The 16011-nt window shown below is 59.4% G+C and carries 13 protein-coding genes; 5 read left to right on the forward strand and 8 right to left on the reverse strand.

Translation table 11 applies throughout. The features are described from left to right. Positions 1-218: 218 nt before the first annotated feature. The 6 genes from cdd to metG form a co-directional block, all read right to left on the reverse strand. On the reverse strand, positions 219-1103 hold the full coding sequence (cdd, locus tag H7A77_RS04575) for a cytidine deaminase (protein WP_042784041.1): 885 nt from the start codon (positions 1101-1103) through the stop codon (positions 219-221). A 137-nt stretch (positions 1104-1240) separates the two neighbouring features. Then, a complete protein-coding gene (locus H7A77_RS04580) occupies positions 1241-1936 on the reverse strand; it encodes a CidB/LrgB family autolysis modulator (protein WP_072628018.1) in 696 nt (231 codons plus the stop codon). After that, complete coding sequence (locus H7A77_RS04585; protein WP_033642448.1) at positions 1933-2340, reverse strand: CidA/LrgA family protein; 408 nt, start codon at positions 2338-2340, stop codon at positions 1933-1935. Before H7A77_RS04585 ends, H7A77_RS04580 begins: the two co-directional genes overlap by 4 nt. A gap of 138 nt (positions 2341-2478) precedes the next feature. Then, positions 2479-3693: an MFS transporter gene (locus tag H7A77_RS04590; protein ID WP_072628016.1), complete on the reverse strand. Its 1215-nt coding sequence runs from the start codon at positions 3691-3693 to the stop codon at positions 2479-2481. A 131-nt stretch (positions 3694-3824) separates the two neighbouring features. Continuing rightward, positions 3825-4892, reverse strand: a complete 1068-nt coding sequence (locus H7A77_RS04595; protein ID WP_072628015.1) for a sugar ABC transporter substrate-binding protein — start codon at positions 4890-4892, stop codon at positions 3825-3827. A gap of 224 nt (positions 4893-5116) precedes the next feature. After that, entirely contained in the window at positions 5117-7144 is a 2028-nt protein-coding gene (gene metG, locus H7A77_RS04600) for a methionine--tRNA ligase (RefSeq protein ID WP_182073872.1), read from the reverse strand. Between the two features lie 159 nt (positions 7145-7303). On the opposite strand from metG, the gene apbC reads away from it, so the two are divergent. After that, on the forward strand, positions 7304-8416 hold the full coding sequence (gene apbC / locus H7A77_RS04605; protein ID WP_033650602.1) for an iron-sulfur cluster carrier protein ApbC: 1113 nt from the start codon (positions 7304-7306) through the stop codon (positions 8414-8416). 46 nt (positions 8417-8462) lie between these two features. On the opposite strand, the gene H7A77_RS04610 is transcribed toward apbC, so the two are convergent. Beyond that, on the reverse strand, positions 8463-9092 hold the full coding sequence (locus H7A77_RS04610) for a phosphatase PAP2 family protein (protein ID WP_033650603.1): 630 nt from the start codon (positions 9090-9092) through the stop codon (positions 8463-8465). Positions 9093-9324: 232 nt separating this feature from the next. On the opposite strand from H7A77_RS04610, the gene udk reads away from it, so the two are divergent. The 4 genes from udk to dcuC all read left to right on the forward strand — a co-directional run bounded on the left by udk (position 9325) and on the right by dcuC (position 14076). After that, complete coding sequence (gene udk, locus H7A77_RS04615; RefSeq protein WP_033642454.1) at positions 9325-9966, forward strand: uridine kinase; 642 nt, start codon at positions 9325-9327, stop codon at positions 9964-9966. Positions 9967-10091: 125 nt separating this feature from the next. Further along, positions 10092-10673, forward strand: a complete 582-nt coding sequence (dcd, locus tag H7A77_RS04620) for a dCTP deaminase (protein ID WP_019454407.1) — start codon at positions 10092-10094, stop codon at positions 10671-10673. A gap of 44 nt (positions 10674-10717) precedes the next feature. Further along, complete coding sequence (gene asmA, locus H7A77_RS04625; RefSeq protein ID WP_182073873.1) at positions 10718-12550, forward strand: outer membrane assembly protein AsmA; 1833 nt, start codon at positions 10718-10720, stop codon at positions 12548-12550. Between the two features lie 173 nt (positions 12551-12723). Continuing rightward, on the forward strand, positions 12724-14076 hold the full coding sequence (gene dcuC, locus H7A77_RS04630) for an anaerobic C4-dicarboxylate transporter DcuC (protein ID WP_108680368.1): 1353 nt from the start codon (positions 12724-12726) through the stop codon (positions 14074-14076). Positions 14077-14107: 31 nt separating this feature from the next. On the opposite strand, the gene H7A77_RS04635 is transcribed toward dcuC, so the two are convergent. Beyond that, positions 14108-15691 (reverse strand): TerC family protein, encoded by a 1584-nt coding sequence (locus tag H7A77_RS04635; RefSeq protein WP_033642457.1) that lies wholly within the window; start codon positions 15689-15691, stop codon positions 14108-14110. Positions 15692-16011: the final 320 nt, after the last annotated feature.

Consider the following 16011-nt stretch of genomic DNA (forward strand, 5'->3'; position numbering starts at 1 on the left):
TTTTACTCTTCACGTATCAGATAACTGTATTGCCGACGATCCTAAAAGATAAAGAGAAGATGTACAGCATTTGTTGCCCGATGATGAACCAGGTTGGCGTAATTATCGACAATCAAATGATTTTTTAACTAAAGAAAGTGTCTCTGGCGGCGTCGGGGCATTGTATTTGGCGGGCGGTGCTGTTAACGGCGGAACCGGATGGCCCCGCCGTCGTGCGCTTAGAAGGCGGCGCGGCTGACGTTTTGGCAACCCAGCGCCGCCAGGGTGACGCGGGTGGCGTCCCATTGGCTGATGCTCGCGTCCTGCGGTTCGGCCAGGACGGCGCGACGGATAGCCCGGCAGTCGCCGCCGGAGAGGTTCAGCAGGATCAGCGCGGCCTGCAGCGGCGGCAGACTCGGGTTAAAAGCGGCGTTTTCCGCATAGCGGCCGGCGTAGAGGCTGCCGTCTGCCGTTTCCAGCGCCACGCCGCTGTGGGCGTTGCTGTACGGCGCGTGGCTCCGGTTGGCCGCCGCCAGCGCCGCTAGCGTCAGCGCATCGTTCAGCGGCAGTTGATGCCCGTGATTGACCTCGTCCATCAGCAGTGAAGCGACATCCAGATCTTTCGGGCCGAAGGCGTCCGGCAGATAGTCCGCCAGCGTGGCCGGCGCGCGGCCAGGCAAACGGATTTGCAGCGCGCCGCCGCTGTTCAGCTCATTCATAAACTGGCGGCAGTGGCCGCACGGCGTATAGTTGACGGTGATCGAGGCCAGCGCTTTTTCGCCGCGCAGCCAGGCGTGAGTCACTGCGCTTTGTTCCGCATGTACGGATTGCTGCAGCGGCGCGCCGCTGAATTCCATATTGGCGCCGAAATAGAGATTGCCGCTTTGCCCGCGCGCGATGGCGCCGACGTGGAAATGCGATATCGGGGTTAACGAGCAGGCCGCCGCCAGCGGCAGCAGCGCGAATGCCAGCGCGTCATCGTCCAACCCGCAACCTGAGCGGATCGCCGCCGCTTGCTCGGCCGTGAACATCGCCGGAAAGTCGGGCGCGTCCAGATAGGGCTGCAGGGCGGATTGCAGTGTCGCGGGCAGTGCGCTGAAAGCGGTGTGAAAACGCGGATGCATGGAAGGTCTCTCTACAGGTTAACGGGATCACATTCTAGGCAGGCCAGAGACATTAAAGTGTGATCAATATCTCTTAAATGATGAAATCAATGCAATAAAAGGCGTAAATGCGAGATTTATCGCAAGTTTCATCCTGATCAACCGAACAGATGCAACAGCACCGGAAACACAAACGGCGCCAGCAGCGAGGTGATGATGCCGCAGATCACCAGCGCCAGCGAGCCGAAGGCGCCCTCCTGATAGTCCATCTCCGCGCAGCGCGCGGTGCCCAGCGCGTGGGAAGCCGTGCCCATCGCCAGGCCACGCGCCGAGGGGGTCGTGATTTTCAACAGGTTGAACAGCGTGTGGCCGAACACGGCGCCGAGGATGCCGACGAAAATAACGCAAACCGCACTGATCGCCGGAATGCCGCCGAGCGAGTCCGCGACGGCCATCGCGATCGGCGTAGTGACCGATTTCGGCAAGATAGAGGCGGCGATTTCCGGCGTGGCGCCCAACCACAGGGCGATGGCGCCGCCGCTGATCATGGCGCTCAGGCTGCCGATGAAGCACACCGTGATAATCGACTTCCAGCGCGCGCGGATTTGGTGCAACTGCTCATACAGCGGGAAGGCCAGCGCGACGACCGCCGGCTGCAGCAGATCGTTGAGGATCCTGCTGCCCTGGAAGTAGCGCTCATAGGAAATGCCGCTGAGCAGCAGCAGCGGGATGATCACCGCCATGGACACCAGCAGCGGATTGAGCAGCGGCATGTTCAACCGGCGCGCCAGCCAGCGCGCGGCGAAATAGACCGCCAGCGTCAGCGGCAGCGACCACCAGATTTCATGGATCATGAGTTGCCCTCCGTGTCGTCGGGCTTGCCGGCAATGCGCCGCTCGCGGTGAAAATAGTGTGAGGTATAGCCGACCACCACCAGCACCATCAGCGTGCTGATCAGGCAAGAAATGACCAGCGGGCCCAGATGCGCGACGATCTGGTCGTAATATTTCATCACGCCGACGCCGATCGGCACGAACAGCAGCACCATGTAGCGGATCAGCAAATGACAGCCGGGTTTAACCCATTTGGCCGGCAGGATCTGGGTGGAGAGCAGCGCGAACAGCAAGAGCATGCCGATGATGCTGCCGGGAATGGCGAACGGCAGCAGCGCCGCCACTGCGTTGCCGACGAACAGACACAGGTAGATGAGGAGCAGGGCCCTGAGGTATTTCCAGCACAGTGTGAGCACGTTGGCCATTGTCTTTTCCCGTTTAACTGACGCATTCATCATACAATTAAACTGTGAGCCACGCCACAGATCGCACTATGAATTCTCGCTATGCCTGCCATGCGCGATCGGCGGGTTGACATCCTGCTTTGAGAGTTGCAGGCAGGGTCAGCGCGCGTCTTCGGCCGTTGCCGCAGAACGTTCCGCCAAACGATGGCCGAGGAAGAAAAACAGCAGGCTGAGCAGCGCGGCGACGATCAGCATCACGAACATCAGCGGCGGCGCGGCGTAGCTGAGCATGACCCCGCACAGCACCGGGTTGATGGCGCCGCCCAATGCGCTGAGGTTCTGTACGCCATAGTAGCTGCCTTTCAGGTGCGGCGGCGCGATAAAGTCGATGAACATGTATTCCACCGGGATAACGATGATCTCGCCTAAGGTAAACACCGCCATCGCCGCCAGCCATAGCCAGACCGCCTGGCCGGCCACCATAAAACCGAGCAGCCCGACGATGAAAAACAGCGTGCCCAGCGCCAGCCAGCGCAGCATATTCTCCTGGCGCATGCCGCGGCTGAGCAGGTATTGCAGGGCGATGACGATACCGGCGTTGACGATCATCACCAACCCGATGATTTTGTAGGCGAACTCGGCGCTGGAGACGGTGATCAGGTACTGCGACAGATAGCCCGTGAACTGACCGAACACCACCGCGCCCAGCGTGCTGCCGAGGGTGAAGTAGATCAGCCGTCGATCGCATCGCAAGATGGCCAGCGTTTGACGGAAGTTGGCCAGCGCGGCCGGTGCGGCGGCGCTGGGTGCCGGGCGCTGTTCACCACCGCGCAAGCGCAGGCTCAGCGCCGTCACCGTCGCCAGCGCCAGGCCGCCTGACAGGTAGAACGGCAGCAGCGGACTTAGCCCGGCCACCAGAACGCCGAGCGCAGAGCCGATCGCCCAGCCGACGTTGACCAGCGTGTAGTTGATTGAGAAAGCCTTGATGCGCTGCTCGACCGGCAGCCAATCGGCGAAACAGGCCTTAATGGTGATGCTCAGCACCGAATAACAGGTATGCAGGATCGCCAGCACCACGATCACGCCGCCGGGACGCGGGATCCAGGGAATGGCGAAGAAACTCAGCGCGAACAATAAAATCGACAGCAGGATCAGGCGGTTTTTGCTGAATTTGTCCACCAGATAACCGCCGTACAGGCTGGCGATGATGCCGAGGGTGAGGCTGACGCCCAGGATCACGCCCACGCTTTTCGGCAACAGCTGGAAGTGCTCGGTGAGGTAGATGGTGATGAACGGCAGCGTGACGCCGCGGCCGATGGTCAACACCAGCGAACTGGCCAGCAGTACGTTGATCAGCGAGGGGAATCCCTTCATTTGAAACCTGTTTATGCATACAGTTATTGGGCGATGCAGATAACATAGCGCATTTTGGCGGGGACGGAAGGGGGCTGCCGATATTTATCTGAAAAACAGAGGCTGCGTCGGCAGCCTCGTGAAAAACAGCATTATTTACCGTGTTCGGCCTGCAGCGTGGCGAACCACGGCTGAACGAAATCGCTGCTGCTGCCCCAGCCGGGGATGATCTTCGCCAGGCAGGCGACGTTGACCGGCCCCGGTTGCGCCAGCAGCAGCGCCTGCGGAATGACCGCCGCTTTGAACTGATAGTTGTCCGGCGTGCTTTCCCCGGCGATCTTGTTGGCCACCAGGCGCAGGTTGACCGCGCCGATCAGCTTCGGATCCACCGCCACGCTGACCTGCCACGGGCTGCCGGCCTCGCGCATCAGCTGTAAATCCTGATTGGAGATATCGATGCTGTACAGCTTGATTTCGGTGCGACCGTTCTCTTTCAACGCCTTGTAAGCCCCTTGGGTAAAGGCGTCCCACGTGCCCCAGATGGCGTCGATCTTGCCTTTCGGGTATTTCGCCAGCACCGCGCCCACCTTGTTGGCGGTATCGCCCTGTACGTCGGATGAGACCGCGCCGATCGATTCCAGCTCATGAATGCCCGGATGCTGTTTCAGCAACTGCTGATAAGCGGCCTGACGGCGCTCCATCGGCGGGAAGCCGGCCACCCACAGTTTGACAATATTGGCCTGGCCGTTGAAATCCTTCACCAGTTGGCCGAAGGAGGCATTGGCCAGTGAAGCGTCGTCCTGCTGCGAGACGGTGACGCCGGGAACGCTGCCGCTGACGTCGGTATCGAAAGCCGCGACGGCGATGCCGGCCGCCGCGACGCGCTTGACCAGTTCAGTGGAATAGGGGGCTCGCCCCTGCGAGAGAATGATGCCGTCATATTTCTGGCTGATAGCCTGATTGACGAAGTCCTGGAAGCGCGCGTCGTCGCCGTTGCTGAGGAAGGTATCCACCTTGAAGCCCAGCTTGCGCCCTTCCTGAATGGCGCCCGCCAAAAATTGCGTGGTGTTGTCGTCGGATCCGAGGTTGCGGATCACCGCGATGCGCACCGGCCCCTGATGCTGAGCGATGGCGGCGGGTACGGCGGCGTTTTCCGCCGCCTGCAGCGGCAGGGCGGACAACAGACTGAGGGCGAGCAGCGAAGTCTTGAGGTTTTTCATTATTATAGGCTCCAAAAAAGCAGGGAAACGATCCCGGTGAAGGTTTGTTATAGCAGTCTTTCTGTCTGGACGTCTATTTTGGGTTTCGGAGCATCATAGCCGGATGCGGCGGGCAGGGGAATCAGGACGGTTATGACTTTTTCTTCATGCTTATAACGTGGGGGTTGGGGCAATAAAAAAGGGCCGAGCAAGCTCGACCCTCCCTACGCCGCGCATCTGCGCGATTACTTGACCTGCATGCCAGGCTGTGCGCCGCTGTCCGGGCTCAGCAGGAAGATCTCTTTCCCGCCTGGGCCCGCCGCCATCACCATGCCTTCTGACACGCCGAAGCGCATTTTACGCGGCGCCAGGTTGGCGACCATGATGGTCAGACGGCCTTCCAGCGCTTTCGGATCCGGGTAAGCGGAGCGAATACCGGAGAAGATTTGGCGCGATTCGCCGCCCAGATCCAGCTGCAGCTTCAGCAGCTTGTCGGAGCCCTCGACAAAGTCGGCGCTCTTGATCAGGGCGATACGCATGTCAACCTTGGCGAAGTCGTCGAAGGTGATGGTTTCCTGGATCGGATCGTCAGCCAGCGGGCTGGTCACCGGCTTGGCGGCGGCCATGTCTTCTTTCGAGGCGCTGACCATCTCGTTGACCTTGTCCAGATCGATGCGGTTGAACAGCGCTTTGAACGCGTTCACCTGATGGCCCAGCAGCGGCTGCGGGATCGCGTCCCAGCTCAGCTCGGCGTTGAGGAACGCTTCGGCGCGTTCGGTCAGCGAAGGCAGCACCGGCTTAAGGTAAGTCATCAGCACGCGGAACAGGTTGATGCCCATCGAGCAGATGGCCTGCAGATCGGCGTCGCGGCCTTCTTCCTTCGCCACCACCCACGGCGCCTGCTCATCCACATAGCGGTTGGCCAGATCGGCCAGCGCCATGATTTCGCGGATTGCGCGGCTGAACTCGCGGGCGGCGTAGGCTTCGGCGATGCTCTGGGCCGCGTCGACGAAGGTCTGGTACAGCGCCGGATCGGCCAGGGTGTCGGCCAGCTTGCCGCCGAAGCGCTTGTTGATAAAGCCGGCGTTGCGCGAAGCCAGGTTCACCACCTTGTTGACGATGTCGGCGTTCACGCGCTGCACGAAGTCTTCCAGATTGAGATCGATGTCGTCAATGCGGGAAGAGAGCTTGGCGGCGTAGTAATAGCGCAGGCAATCGGCGTCCAGGTGCTGCAGGTAGGTGCCGGCCTTGATGAAGGTGCCGCGCGACTTGGACATCTTGGCGCCGTTCACCGTCACGTAACCGTGCACGAACAGGTTGCTCGGTTTGCGGAAGTTGCTGCCTTCCAGCATCGCCGGCCAGAACAGGCTGTGGAAGTAGACGATGTCCTTGCCGATAAAGTGGTACAGCTCGGTGGTGGAGTCTTTGCGCCAGAACTCGTCGAAGTCCAGATCGCCGCGCTTGTCGCACAGGTTCTTGAAGGAGCCCATGTAGCCGATCGGCGCGTCCAGCCAGACGTAGAAGTATTTGCCCGGCGCATCCGGAATTTCGAAGCCGAAGTAAGGCGCATCGCGGGAGATGTCCCACTGCTGCAGGCCGGATTCGAACCACTCCTGCATCTTGTTCGCCACCTGCTCTTGCAGCGCGCCGGAGCGCGTCCACGCCTGCAGCATTTCGCTGAAGGCCGGCAGGTCGAAGAAGAAGTGCTCGGAGTCGCGCATCACCGGCGTCGCGCCGGAAACCACGGACTTCGGATCGATCAGTTCCGTCGGGCTGTAGGTGGCGCCGCACACTTCGCAGTTGTCGCCGTACTGGTCTGGCGATTTGCATTTCGGGCAGGTGCCTTTCACGAAACGATCCGGCAGGAACATGCCTTTCTCCGGATCGTACAGCTGAGAAATGGTGCGGTTCTTGATAAAACCGTTTTCTTTCAAGCGGCTGTAAATCAGGGTGGACAGCTCACGGTTTTCATCGCTATGGGTCGAATGATAGTTGTCATAGCTGATGCCAAAGCCGGCGAAATCCTGTTGGTGCTCCTGGCTCATCTCCGCGATCATTTCTTCCGGTTTAACGCCCAGTTGCTGCGCTTTCAGCATGATCGGCGTGCCGTGCGCGTCGTCCGCGCAGATGAAATGCACTTCGTGGCCGCGCATTCGTTGGTAACGCACCCAGATATCCGCCTGGATGTGCTCGAGCATGTGGCCGAGATGGATGGAACCATTTGCGTACGGTAGCGCGCACGTCACCAATAATTTTTTCGCGACTTGAGCCATAGTGAGAACTTGCTTTCTGTAATGAATAAAAGGGCCTTCGATGTTAACCGATCGCGCCCTTCGCTGCTAGGGCGGTTTCTTACAGGTTATACGCGCCAGCCGCCGCGCAGTTCTGGTATGCTTAGCCGGAAGCTACCCATTCAAAATCAAGGAGCCGGGATGAACGCAAAATCCCCTGAGCAGACCAACCCCGAAGTTCTGCGCGCCCTGGTGACCGGTGTACTGGCCGCCTTTGAACACCCGACGTTGAAAAACAACCTGACCGCATTGAAGGCTATCCATCACTGCGCGTTGCTGGACGATGTACTGCATATCGAACTGACGATGCCCTTTGCCTGGCAGAGCGGTTTTGAAGCGCTGCAGGCGAGCGTCGGCCCCGAACTGCTGCGCGTGACCGGCGCCGGCGCCATCGATTGGAAGCTGAAACACGATATCACGACGCTGAAGCGCGCCAACGCGCAGGCCGGGATCAAAGGCGTGCGCAACATCATCGCCGTCAGCTCCGGCAAAGGCGGAGTGGGGAAATCCAGCACCGCCGTCAACCTGGCGCTGGCGCTGGCCGCCGAAGGGGCCAAGGTCGGCATTCTGGACGCCGACATTTACGGCCCGTCGATCCCCAACATGCTGGGCACTGAACACGAGCGGCCGACCTCGCCGGACGGGCAGCACATGGCGCCGATCATGGCGCACGGGCTGGCGACCAACTCCATCGGTTATCTGGTGACCGACGACAACGCCATGGTGTGGCGCGGCCCGATGGCCAGCAAGGCGTTGATGCAGCTGCTGCAGGATACGCTGTGGCCGGATCTGGATTACCTGGTGCTGGACATGCCGCCGGGCACCGGTGACATCCAACTGACGCTGTCGCAGAACATTCCGGTGACCGGCGCGCTGGTGGTCACCACGCCGCAGGATATCGCCTTGCTGGATGCCGCCAAAGGCATCGTAATGTTCGAGAAAGTGCATGTGCCGGTACTGGGCATTGTCGAGAACATGAGCGTGCATATCTGCAGCAACTGCGGCCACCATGAGCCGATCTTCGGTACCGGCGGCGCCGAGAAGCTGGTGCAGAAATATAACAGCCGTCTGCTGGGGCAGATGCCGCTGCATATCTCGCTGCGTGAAGATCTGGATCGCGGTACGCCGACGGTGATCAGCCGCCCGGACAGCGAATTCGCCGACATGTATCGTCAATTGGCCGGCCGTGTGGCTGCGCAGATGTATTGGCAGGGCGAGGCGATCCCGACGGAGATTGCGTTCCGCGCGCTGTAATCAGCCTTTCGCAATGCAAGAACCCGGCTTAAACGCCGGGTTTTTTTTATGGGGTAGGGGTCGGCCTGTGCAGGTCGGCACGGGTATAAGGGCGTTCGATCTGCGCCAGCGTTTTGGCGATATGTTCCAGCAATCCCTGAGTGGGGGCCGGCTGCCGCTGCCCCATCAGCGCCAACGGCAAGGCCAGCGCGATGGCCAAATGCGGCCAGGCCAGCTGTGGTCGCGCTTTCCCTCGCTGCAGCCATAAAAACAGTGCGCTGGCCAGGTAGCCTAAAATCAGCCCGCTGATGACCTCGGATACCGAATGCACGCGGATTTCCAGGCGCGACACGCCGATGGTGAAAGGCAATATCCACCCGGTCAACAACGCGATGCTGCGCACCGGATGGGAAAATCGACCGGTTAAAGCCCAAAGCAGCGGCGGCCAGATGCTCGCGGCGAGGGCCGAATGGCCGCTGAATCCGGTGAAGTCATAACTTGCGCTACCAATGCCCCAGCCCATAAAGGCCAACTTGGACAGGCAGACCAGCCCGCCGGTGAAACCGAAAATCAGCGCCCATTGCCAGCCTGCAACGCGGGTGGCGGGCGATGCGAGCAGCAATAAAAAAAGAATCAGCGCGCAGGGCAGCAGCAGCATGCTGTCGCCGAAAAAAGTCAAAAAATACCAATCCAGCACATCATTCTCCGATGAAAGACTACGGGGTCCCTAAGTCAGCGCAGGAGTGTAACCTGTTGCGGGGCATTGCCCTAGCCGTGAGATTCTTAAAATGTCATATCGCCGGTACGGCGCGATAGCCTGAATTCGCCCGCCGTCGCGCAATATACAGTGGCGCAAACCCCGACGACTCCCTATAATTGTCGCGTTTTAGTTCCCTCCCTTCACATTACGAAATCAGGTCTTTAATTTTATGACTGACAATCCGCATCAGTGCGTCATTATTGGTATAGCTGGCGCATCTGCCTCCGGAAAAAGCCTTATTGCCAGCACGTTGTACCGCGAACTCCGCGAGCAGGTCGGCGATGAGCATATCGGCGTTATTCCAGAAGACAGTTACTATAAAGACCAGAGTCACCTGACCATGGAAGAACGGGTCAAAACCAACTATGACCACCCGAGCGCCATGGATCACAACCTGCTGTTCCAGCATTTGCAGATGCTGAAGGCGGGCAAAGCGATCGAACTGCCGCTGTACAGCTACACCGAGCACACGCGCAAGAAAGAAACCGTCCACCTGAAACCTAAAAAAGTCATTATTCTGGAAGGGATCTTGCTGCTGACGGATATCCGCTTGCGCCAGGAGATGAATTTCTCGATCTTCGTCGACACGCCGCTGGATATCTGCCTGATGCGCCGCATGAAGCGCGATGTCAACGAGCGCGGTCGCTCGATGGATTCGGTGATGGCGCAATACCAGAAGACCGTGCGCCCGATGTTCCTGCAGTTTATCGAACCCTCCAAACAATACGCCGATATCATTGTCCCACGCGGTGGCAAAAACCGCATCGCGATCGATATTCTGAAAGCCAAAATCAGCCAATTCTTTGAATAATGCCGCTTAATGGCCGGAAATGTGTATTTCCGGCCGGCGGCCAACTATTTGCACCCCGGCGTAGACCTTTCGCCCGTTGTGTGGCAATTTTTGTTTAGTTACGCGTTTTGATGGAGAAGAGAGACATGAGACTGTGCGACCGCGATATAGAAGCCTGGCTGGATAGCGAGAAACTGGTGATTTCCCCGCGTCCGCCGCTCGAACGCATCAACGGGGCCACAGTAGATGTCCGTTTGGGCAACCAGTTCCGCGTGTTCAGCGGCCATACCGCGCCTTTTATCGATCTGAGCGGGCCGAAAGACGAAGTCAGCGCCGCGTTGGATCGCGTGATGAGCGACGAGATTGTCCTGCCGGAAGGCGAGGCGTTTTTCCTTCATCCCGGCGAGCTGGCCCTGGCGGTGACGTTCGAATCCGTGACGCTACCGGACGATCTGGTGGGCTGGCTCGACGGCCGTTCTTCTCTGGCGCGCCTGGGATTGATGGTGCACGTCACTGCGCACCGTATCGATCCGGGCTGGCACGGACGCATCGTGCTGGAATTTTACAACTCCGGCAAGCTGCCGCTGGCGCTGCGGCCGGGCATGCTGATCGGGGCCTTGAGCTTTGAACCGTTGTCCGGCCCGGCGGCCCGGCCATACAACAGCCGGCAGGACGCGAAATATCGCGATCAGCAGGGCGCAGTAGCCAGTCGAATCGACAAGGACTAACGGCGCGGGATGCACCGTCGGTGTGGCGCTGACAAGAGGGTGGCATGAGAAGATTACTGACGACATTGGCGATTTTACTGGTGGTGGTGGTGGCGGGGATGTCCGCGCTGGTACTGCTGGTCAATCCGAATGATTTTCGCGGTTACATGGTCAAAAAGGTCGAGCAGAAGAGCGGCTATCAGCTGACGCTCGAAGGCGACCTGCGCTGGCATATCTGGCCGCAGCTCAGCATTTTGGCCGGGCGCATGACGCTGACCGCGCCGGGCGCGAAAGCGCCGGTAGTGAGCGCGGAAAATATGCGCCTCGATGTCAAACTGTTGCCTCTGCTGTCGCATCAGCTGTTTGTGAAACAGGTGATGCTGAAAAACGCCGTCATTCGCCTCACGCCCGATAGCGAAGAGCATTCGCAGATGGATGCCCCGATCGCGCCGGCCGGCACTGGCACAGACGCGGCAGATGCGGCCTGGAAGTTCGATATCGATAATCTGCGGGTCGTGGACAGTCTGCTGATTTGGCAGCGCGCCGACAATGAGCAAATTAATGTCCGGGATATCAATCTCACCCTGCAACAAACGCAGACGCGACAGGCGCAGCTGGAACTTTCCAGCCGGGTCAATCGCGATCAGCGCGACCTGACCTTCAGCATGGCGGCCGATGTCGACTTGCAGCAGTTCCCTCGCCAGATTGGCGCCAAAGTCACCCAGTTCAATTATCAACTGGCGGGTGCGGATATTCCGAACGGCGGTATTCAGGGAGAGGGCAATGCGCAGGTGGTCTATCAGCAGACGCCGGCGCAGATTGCCGTCAGTCAGCTGAGCGTCAGTGCCAATAACAGCCAATTGACCGGCGATATCAGCGCCACGCTGGGGGCGGTGCCCGGCTATGTGGTGAACCTCAATTCGGCTAACCTCGATCTCGATGCGCTCTCCGGCTGGCAATCCAGCACCAATGCCGCCGAACAACCTGCCGTGACTTCCGCGCCGGTGATCGCCAGCCAGGTTGACGATCGGCAGCAGAATTTAGAGGCGCTGCGCGATTTCAATGCGCAGTTGAATCTGCAGGCCGCGCAGTTGACCTATCGCGGTATGAACGTCTCTCAGTTGGCCGTCGTGGCGGACAACCAACGCGGACTGCTGACGCTGCATAAACTCGCCGGACAATTGGCCGGCGGTGATTTCTCCTTGCCGGGCTCGCTGGACGCGCGCGGCAATAAACCGGTGATCAGCGTGCAGCCGGCGCTGAACCAGGTTGAACTGGGCACGGTGCTCAAAGCCTTCGACATGCCGCAGATGTTGACCGGCAAATTCAGCATGAAAGGGGATTTGACCGGCGATCGCCTCTCTTCACAGTCATTTGAGCGCCGCTGGCGCGGTACGGCGCAGCTGGCGATGCAGGATGCGCAGCTGCATGGCCTGAACATTCAGCAGCTGATCCAGCAGGCTGTGGCGCGCAACGATAACAGCGTGCGTGGGCAAGACAGCTATCAGCGTTATACCGAGGTCAAAAACGTCTCGGCGCAGGCCAGTCTGAATCAAGGCACGATCAAGCTCAGCGGTCTGACGGCGGATTCTCCTTTGCTGGCGCTGACCGGTGCCGGCAGCATCGATATGCCGGGCAAACAGTGCGATATGGCGCTTAACGTGCGCGTCACCGGCGGATGGCAAGGGCGCGGCGAGCTGATCGAGCAACTGCAAAAAACGCCGATCCCGCTGCGGGTCTATGGGCCGTGGCAACAGCTCAACTATCAACTGCAGGTCGATCAGGTGTTGCGTAAAACGCTGCAGGATCGGGCTAAAGATGCGCTGAACAAATGGGCTGAAAAGAACAAGGATTCGCGCGAAGGTCAGGATCTGAAAAAGCTGCTCGACAAGCTGTAATCCCTCCGATGCGGGCCACAGTGTGGCCCGCGTCAATATCGAGGTTCCCGCGATAATTTCTCTCCGTTACCTTGATGAAGGTCATGAAGACCTCTGCTCAGTTTGTGCAGAGTAGGGGCCAGTTTTGCTATTACTGTGCGCTTGAGCGCGAAAAAATGACGAGTTGAGGAAACATGATAGAGCTCCTTATTGGCGCCGCAGTCGCGGCGGGCGTGGGCCGTTACATTATCAAGGGATATTCCGCTACCGGCGTCTTGTTGGTGGGGGGGCTGCTGCTGCTCGGCATCAGCGCGCTGATGGGGAAAACGCTGTTGCCGTCCGGCGCCGCCTCAACCGGCTGGCGCGCGACCGACATGATCGAGTACGTCAAGATTTTGCTGATGAGCCGCGGCGGCGATCTCGGCATGATGATCATGATGCTGTGCGGCTTTGCCGCCTACATGACGCATATCGGCGCCAACGACGTGGTCGTCAAGCTGGCTTCGCGTCCGCTGCAGATGATCAATTCGCCTTATCTGCTGATGGTGGCGGCGTATTTTGTCGCTTGCCTGATGTCGCTGGCGGTCTCTTCCGCCACTGGTCTCGGCGTGCTGCTGATGGCGACGCTGTTCCCGTTGATGGTGAACGTGGGCATCAGCCGCGGCGCGGCGGCTGCCATTTGCGCTTCGCCGGCGGCGATTATTCTGGCGCCGACGTCCGGCGATGTGGTGCTGGCGGCCAAAGCGGCGGAGATGCCGCTGGTGGACTTCGCGTTCAAAACCACGCTGCCTATCTCGATTGCCGCCATTGTCTGCATGGCTGTGGCGCATTTTTTCTGGCAGCGTTATCTCGACAGAAAGAGCGATGAACAGCATCACATCATGGACGTCAGCGAAATCAAAACCCATGCGCCGGGATTTTACGCGATATTGCCGTTTACACCGATCCTCGGCGTGCTGATTTTCGACGGCAAATGGGGACCGGAGCTGCACATCATTACCGTGTTGGTGGGTTGCATACTGTTGGCGGCATTGATTGAGTTCGTGCGCAGTTTCAGCGCGAAACAGGTGTTCAGCGGCCTGGAGGTAGCCTATCGCGGCATGGCGGACGCATTCGCCAGCGTGGTCATGCTGTTGGTGGCCGCCGGGGTCTTCGCGCAAGGGTTGAGCACCGTCGGCTTTATCAGCGGGTTGATCGGGCTGGCGCAGTCGTTCGGCACCGGCGGTTTGATCATGATGTTGGTGCTGGTGGTGATCACCATGCTGGCGGCCATGACCACCGGCTCCGGCAATGCGCCGTTCTATGCGTTTGTCGAACTGATCCCGAAACTGGCGGCGCAAATGGGCGTTAACCCGGCTTATCTGGTGATCCCGATGCTGCAGGCGTCTAACCTCGGCCGCACGCTGTCGCCGGTCTCCGGCGTGGTGGTGGCGGTCTCCGGCATGGCGAAAATCTCACCGTTCGACGTGGTGAAGCGCACTTCGGTGCCGGTGATTGTCGGGCTGGTGGTGGTGATCGTGGCGACGGAGTTGCTGGTTCCCCAGTAAAACCAAGGCCGGGCAATGCCCGGCCTCAATGTTAAACCTCGTAGTCCTCCGGTGGGGGAGGCGGGGTGATCTTCACTTTCAGGATACGGTGGCTGTTGACCTCCAACGGCTCGAACAGGTAGTCACCGATCGTGATTTGTTCGCCTTCTTGCGGCACGCGCTGGCTGTGTTCCATCAGCAGCCCCGCCAGCGTGTGGTATTCGCGCTTTTCTTCCAGCGGCATCGGCAGGTACAACACCAGATCTTCCAGCGGCATATAGCCGTTGGCGGTCCAACTGCCGTCCTCGTTTTGCTGAATGTCGTGGCGTGCATCCACCTCTTCGCCGGCCTCCGGCAGGTTGCCGGCGATGGTTTCCATCACGTCCGTCAGGGTGACGATGCCTTCGACGGAACCGAACTCATCGACCACAAAGGCAAAGTGCGTCTGTGCCTGGCGGAATTGCTCAAGGGCGCTCAACAGCGTGAGCTGTTCCGGGAAGATCAACGGTTGGCGTATCAGCGCGCGCAGATCCAGCGGCGCCTGCGCCAGCTGCTGTTTGAGGACGTCGATAGTGTGGATAACGCCCAACGGCTCATCGCTGGCGCTGCTTTCTACCACCACGATGCGCGTGTGTTGATTGCGCTCCAGCAATTGCGTCAGCTTCTCCTGCGGATCGTTCAGCTCAAGGTATTCGACGTCGTGACGTGAGGTCATGATGCTGCTGACCGTGCGCTGCGCCATACCCAGCACGCGTTCGATCATGCGCCGCTCTTGCTGATTGAAGATCTCGCCGTTTTCGCTGTCGCTGTCGGCCAGCAGATTGGCGGAATGACTGTCGACCTCGGCTTCTTCATGTTTGCCGCTCAGCATGCGCAGCACCGCCTCGGCGGTACGCTCGCGCAGCGGCCGCACCTTCGACAGGAAACGACGGCGGTTGAATTGCGCCAGTTGGTTCAATGCTTCGATCATCACCGAGAAGCCGATCGCCGCGTAGAGATAGCCTTTCGGAATGTGGTAGCCGAAGCCCTCCGCCACCAGGCTGAAACCGATCATCAGCAGGAAGCTCAGGCACAGAATGACGATAGTCGGGTGAGCGTTGACGAAGCGCGTCAGTGGTTTGCTGGCCAGCAGCATCAGGCCGATGGCGATACAGACCGCGATCATCATCACCGCCAGGTGGTCGACCATGCCGACCGCGGTGATCACCGAGTCGAGCGAGAAGACGGCATCCAGCACCACGATCTGCGCCACCACCGGCCAGAAGCGCGCGCCTTTGCGTGTGCCATGCTGCTCTTCATCCTTGCCCTCCAGCCGCTCGTTCAGCTCCATGGTGGCTTTGAACAGCAGGAATATGCCGCCGACCAGCATGATCAGATCGCGGCCGCTGAAGGGGTGTTCTGCGACGATGAACATCGGTTTGGTCAGCGTCGCCAGCCACGAGATGGAGGCGAGCAACGCCAGACGCATCACCAGCGCCAGCAACAGACCGACGACACGAGCCTTATCTCTTTGTTGTTTTGGTAGTTTATCCGCCAGAATGGCGATGAAGACAAGGTTGTCTATACCCAGAACGATTTCCAGCACGACCAATGTGGCCAGGCCGGCCCAAATTGTTGGATCAGCGATCCATTCCATACGCCCAATTTCACCTGTAAGTTCTACGGCTTATGCCGCACGGGAATGATGGGCGCTGAGGCGGCAAAATTCAACTCTAATCCGGGACATGTCGACAAAAACGGGCGTTGCAAGACTTTGCGCAACAAATATTGTTCGCCGATGCTGGGCATGAAAGCGGCGTGCGGTATCAGGCTGTTTTTGCCGGAATACGCCTCGCTCATAAAAAGAACGTCTCTATAAATCTATTTAAATCAAAATATTAAAATCTCTCTCCACGTCAGGGACTCGTTACGGTATGTGGCATGAGTAGTCTTATTCTGAAAACGGCTGGCTGGGGG

This window comes from Serratia sp. ME47 (assembly GCF_903970925.1).
Classification (GTDB): domain Bacteria; phylum Pseudomonadota; class Gammaproteobacteria; order Enterobacterales; family Enterobacteriaceae; genus Serratia; species Serratia ureilytica.

Coding starts and splice junctions, on each gene's coding strand:
- asmA (WP_182073873.1), top strand. CDS start 10,718: ATGAGAAGATTACTGACGACATTGGCGATTTTACTGGTGGTGGTGGTG.
- H7A77_RS04590 (WP_072628016.1), bottom strand. CDS start 3,693: ATGAAGGGATTCCCCTCGCTGATCAACGTACTGCTGGCCAGTTCGCTG.
- metG (WP_182073872.1), bottom strand. CDS start 7,144: ATGGCTCAAGTCGCGAAAAAATTATTGGTGACGTGCGCGCTACCGTAC.
- udk (WP_033642454.1), top strand. CDS start 9,325: ATGACTGACAATCCGCATCAGTGCGTCATTATTGGTATAGCTGGCGCA.
- H7A77_RS04585 (WP_033642448.1), bottom strand. CDS start 2,340: ATGGCCAACGTGCTCACACTGTGCTGGAAATACCTCAGGGCCCTGCTC.
- apbC (WP_033650602.1), top strand. CDS start 7,304: ATGAACGCAAAATCCCCTGAGCAGACCAACCCCGAAGTTCTGCGCGCC.
- dcuC (WP_108680368.1), top strand. CDS start 12,724: ATGATAGAGCTCCTTATTGGCGCCGCAGTCGCGGCGGGCGTGGGCCGT.
- H7A77_RS04580 (WP_072628018.1), bottom strand. CDS start 1,936: ATGATCCATGAAATCTGGTGGTCGCTGCCGCTGACGCTGGCGGTCTAT.
- cdd (WP_042784041.1), bottom strand. CDS start 1,103: ATGCATCCGCGTTTTCACACCGCTTTCAGCGCACTGCCCGCGACACTG.
- dcd (WP_019454407.1), top strand. CDS start 10,092: ATGAGACTGTGCGACCGCGATATAGAAGCCTGGCTGGATAGCGAGAAA.
- H7A77_RS04595 (WP_072628015.1), bottom strand. CDS start 4,892: ATGAAAAACCTCAAGACTTCGCTGCTCGCCCTCAGTCTGTTGTCCGCC.
- H7A77_RS04635 (WP_033642457.1), bottom strand. CDS start 15,691: ATGGAATGGATCGCTGATCCAACAATTTGGGCCGGCCTGGCCACATTG.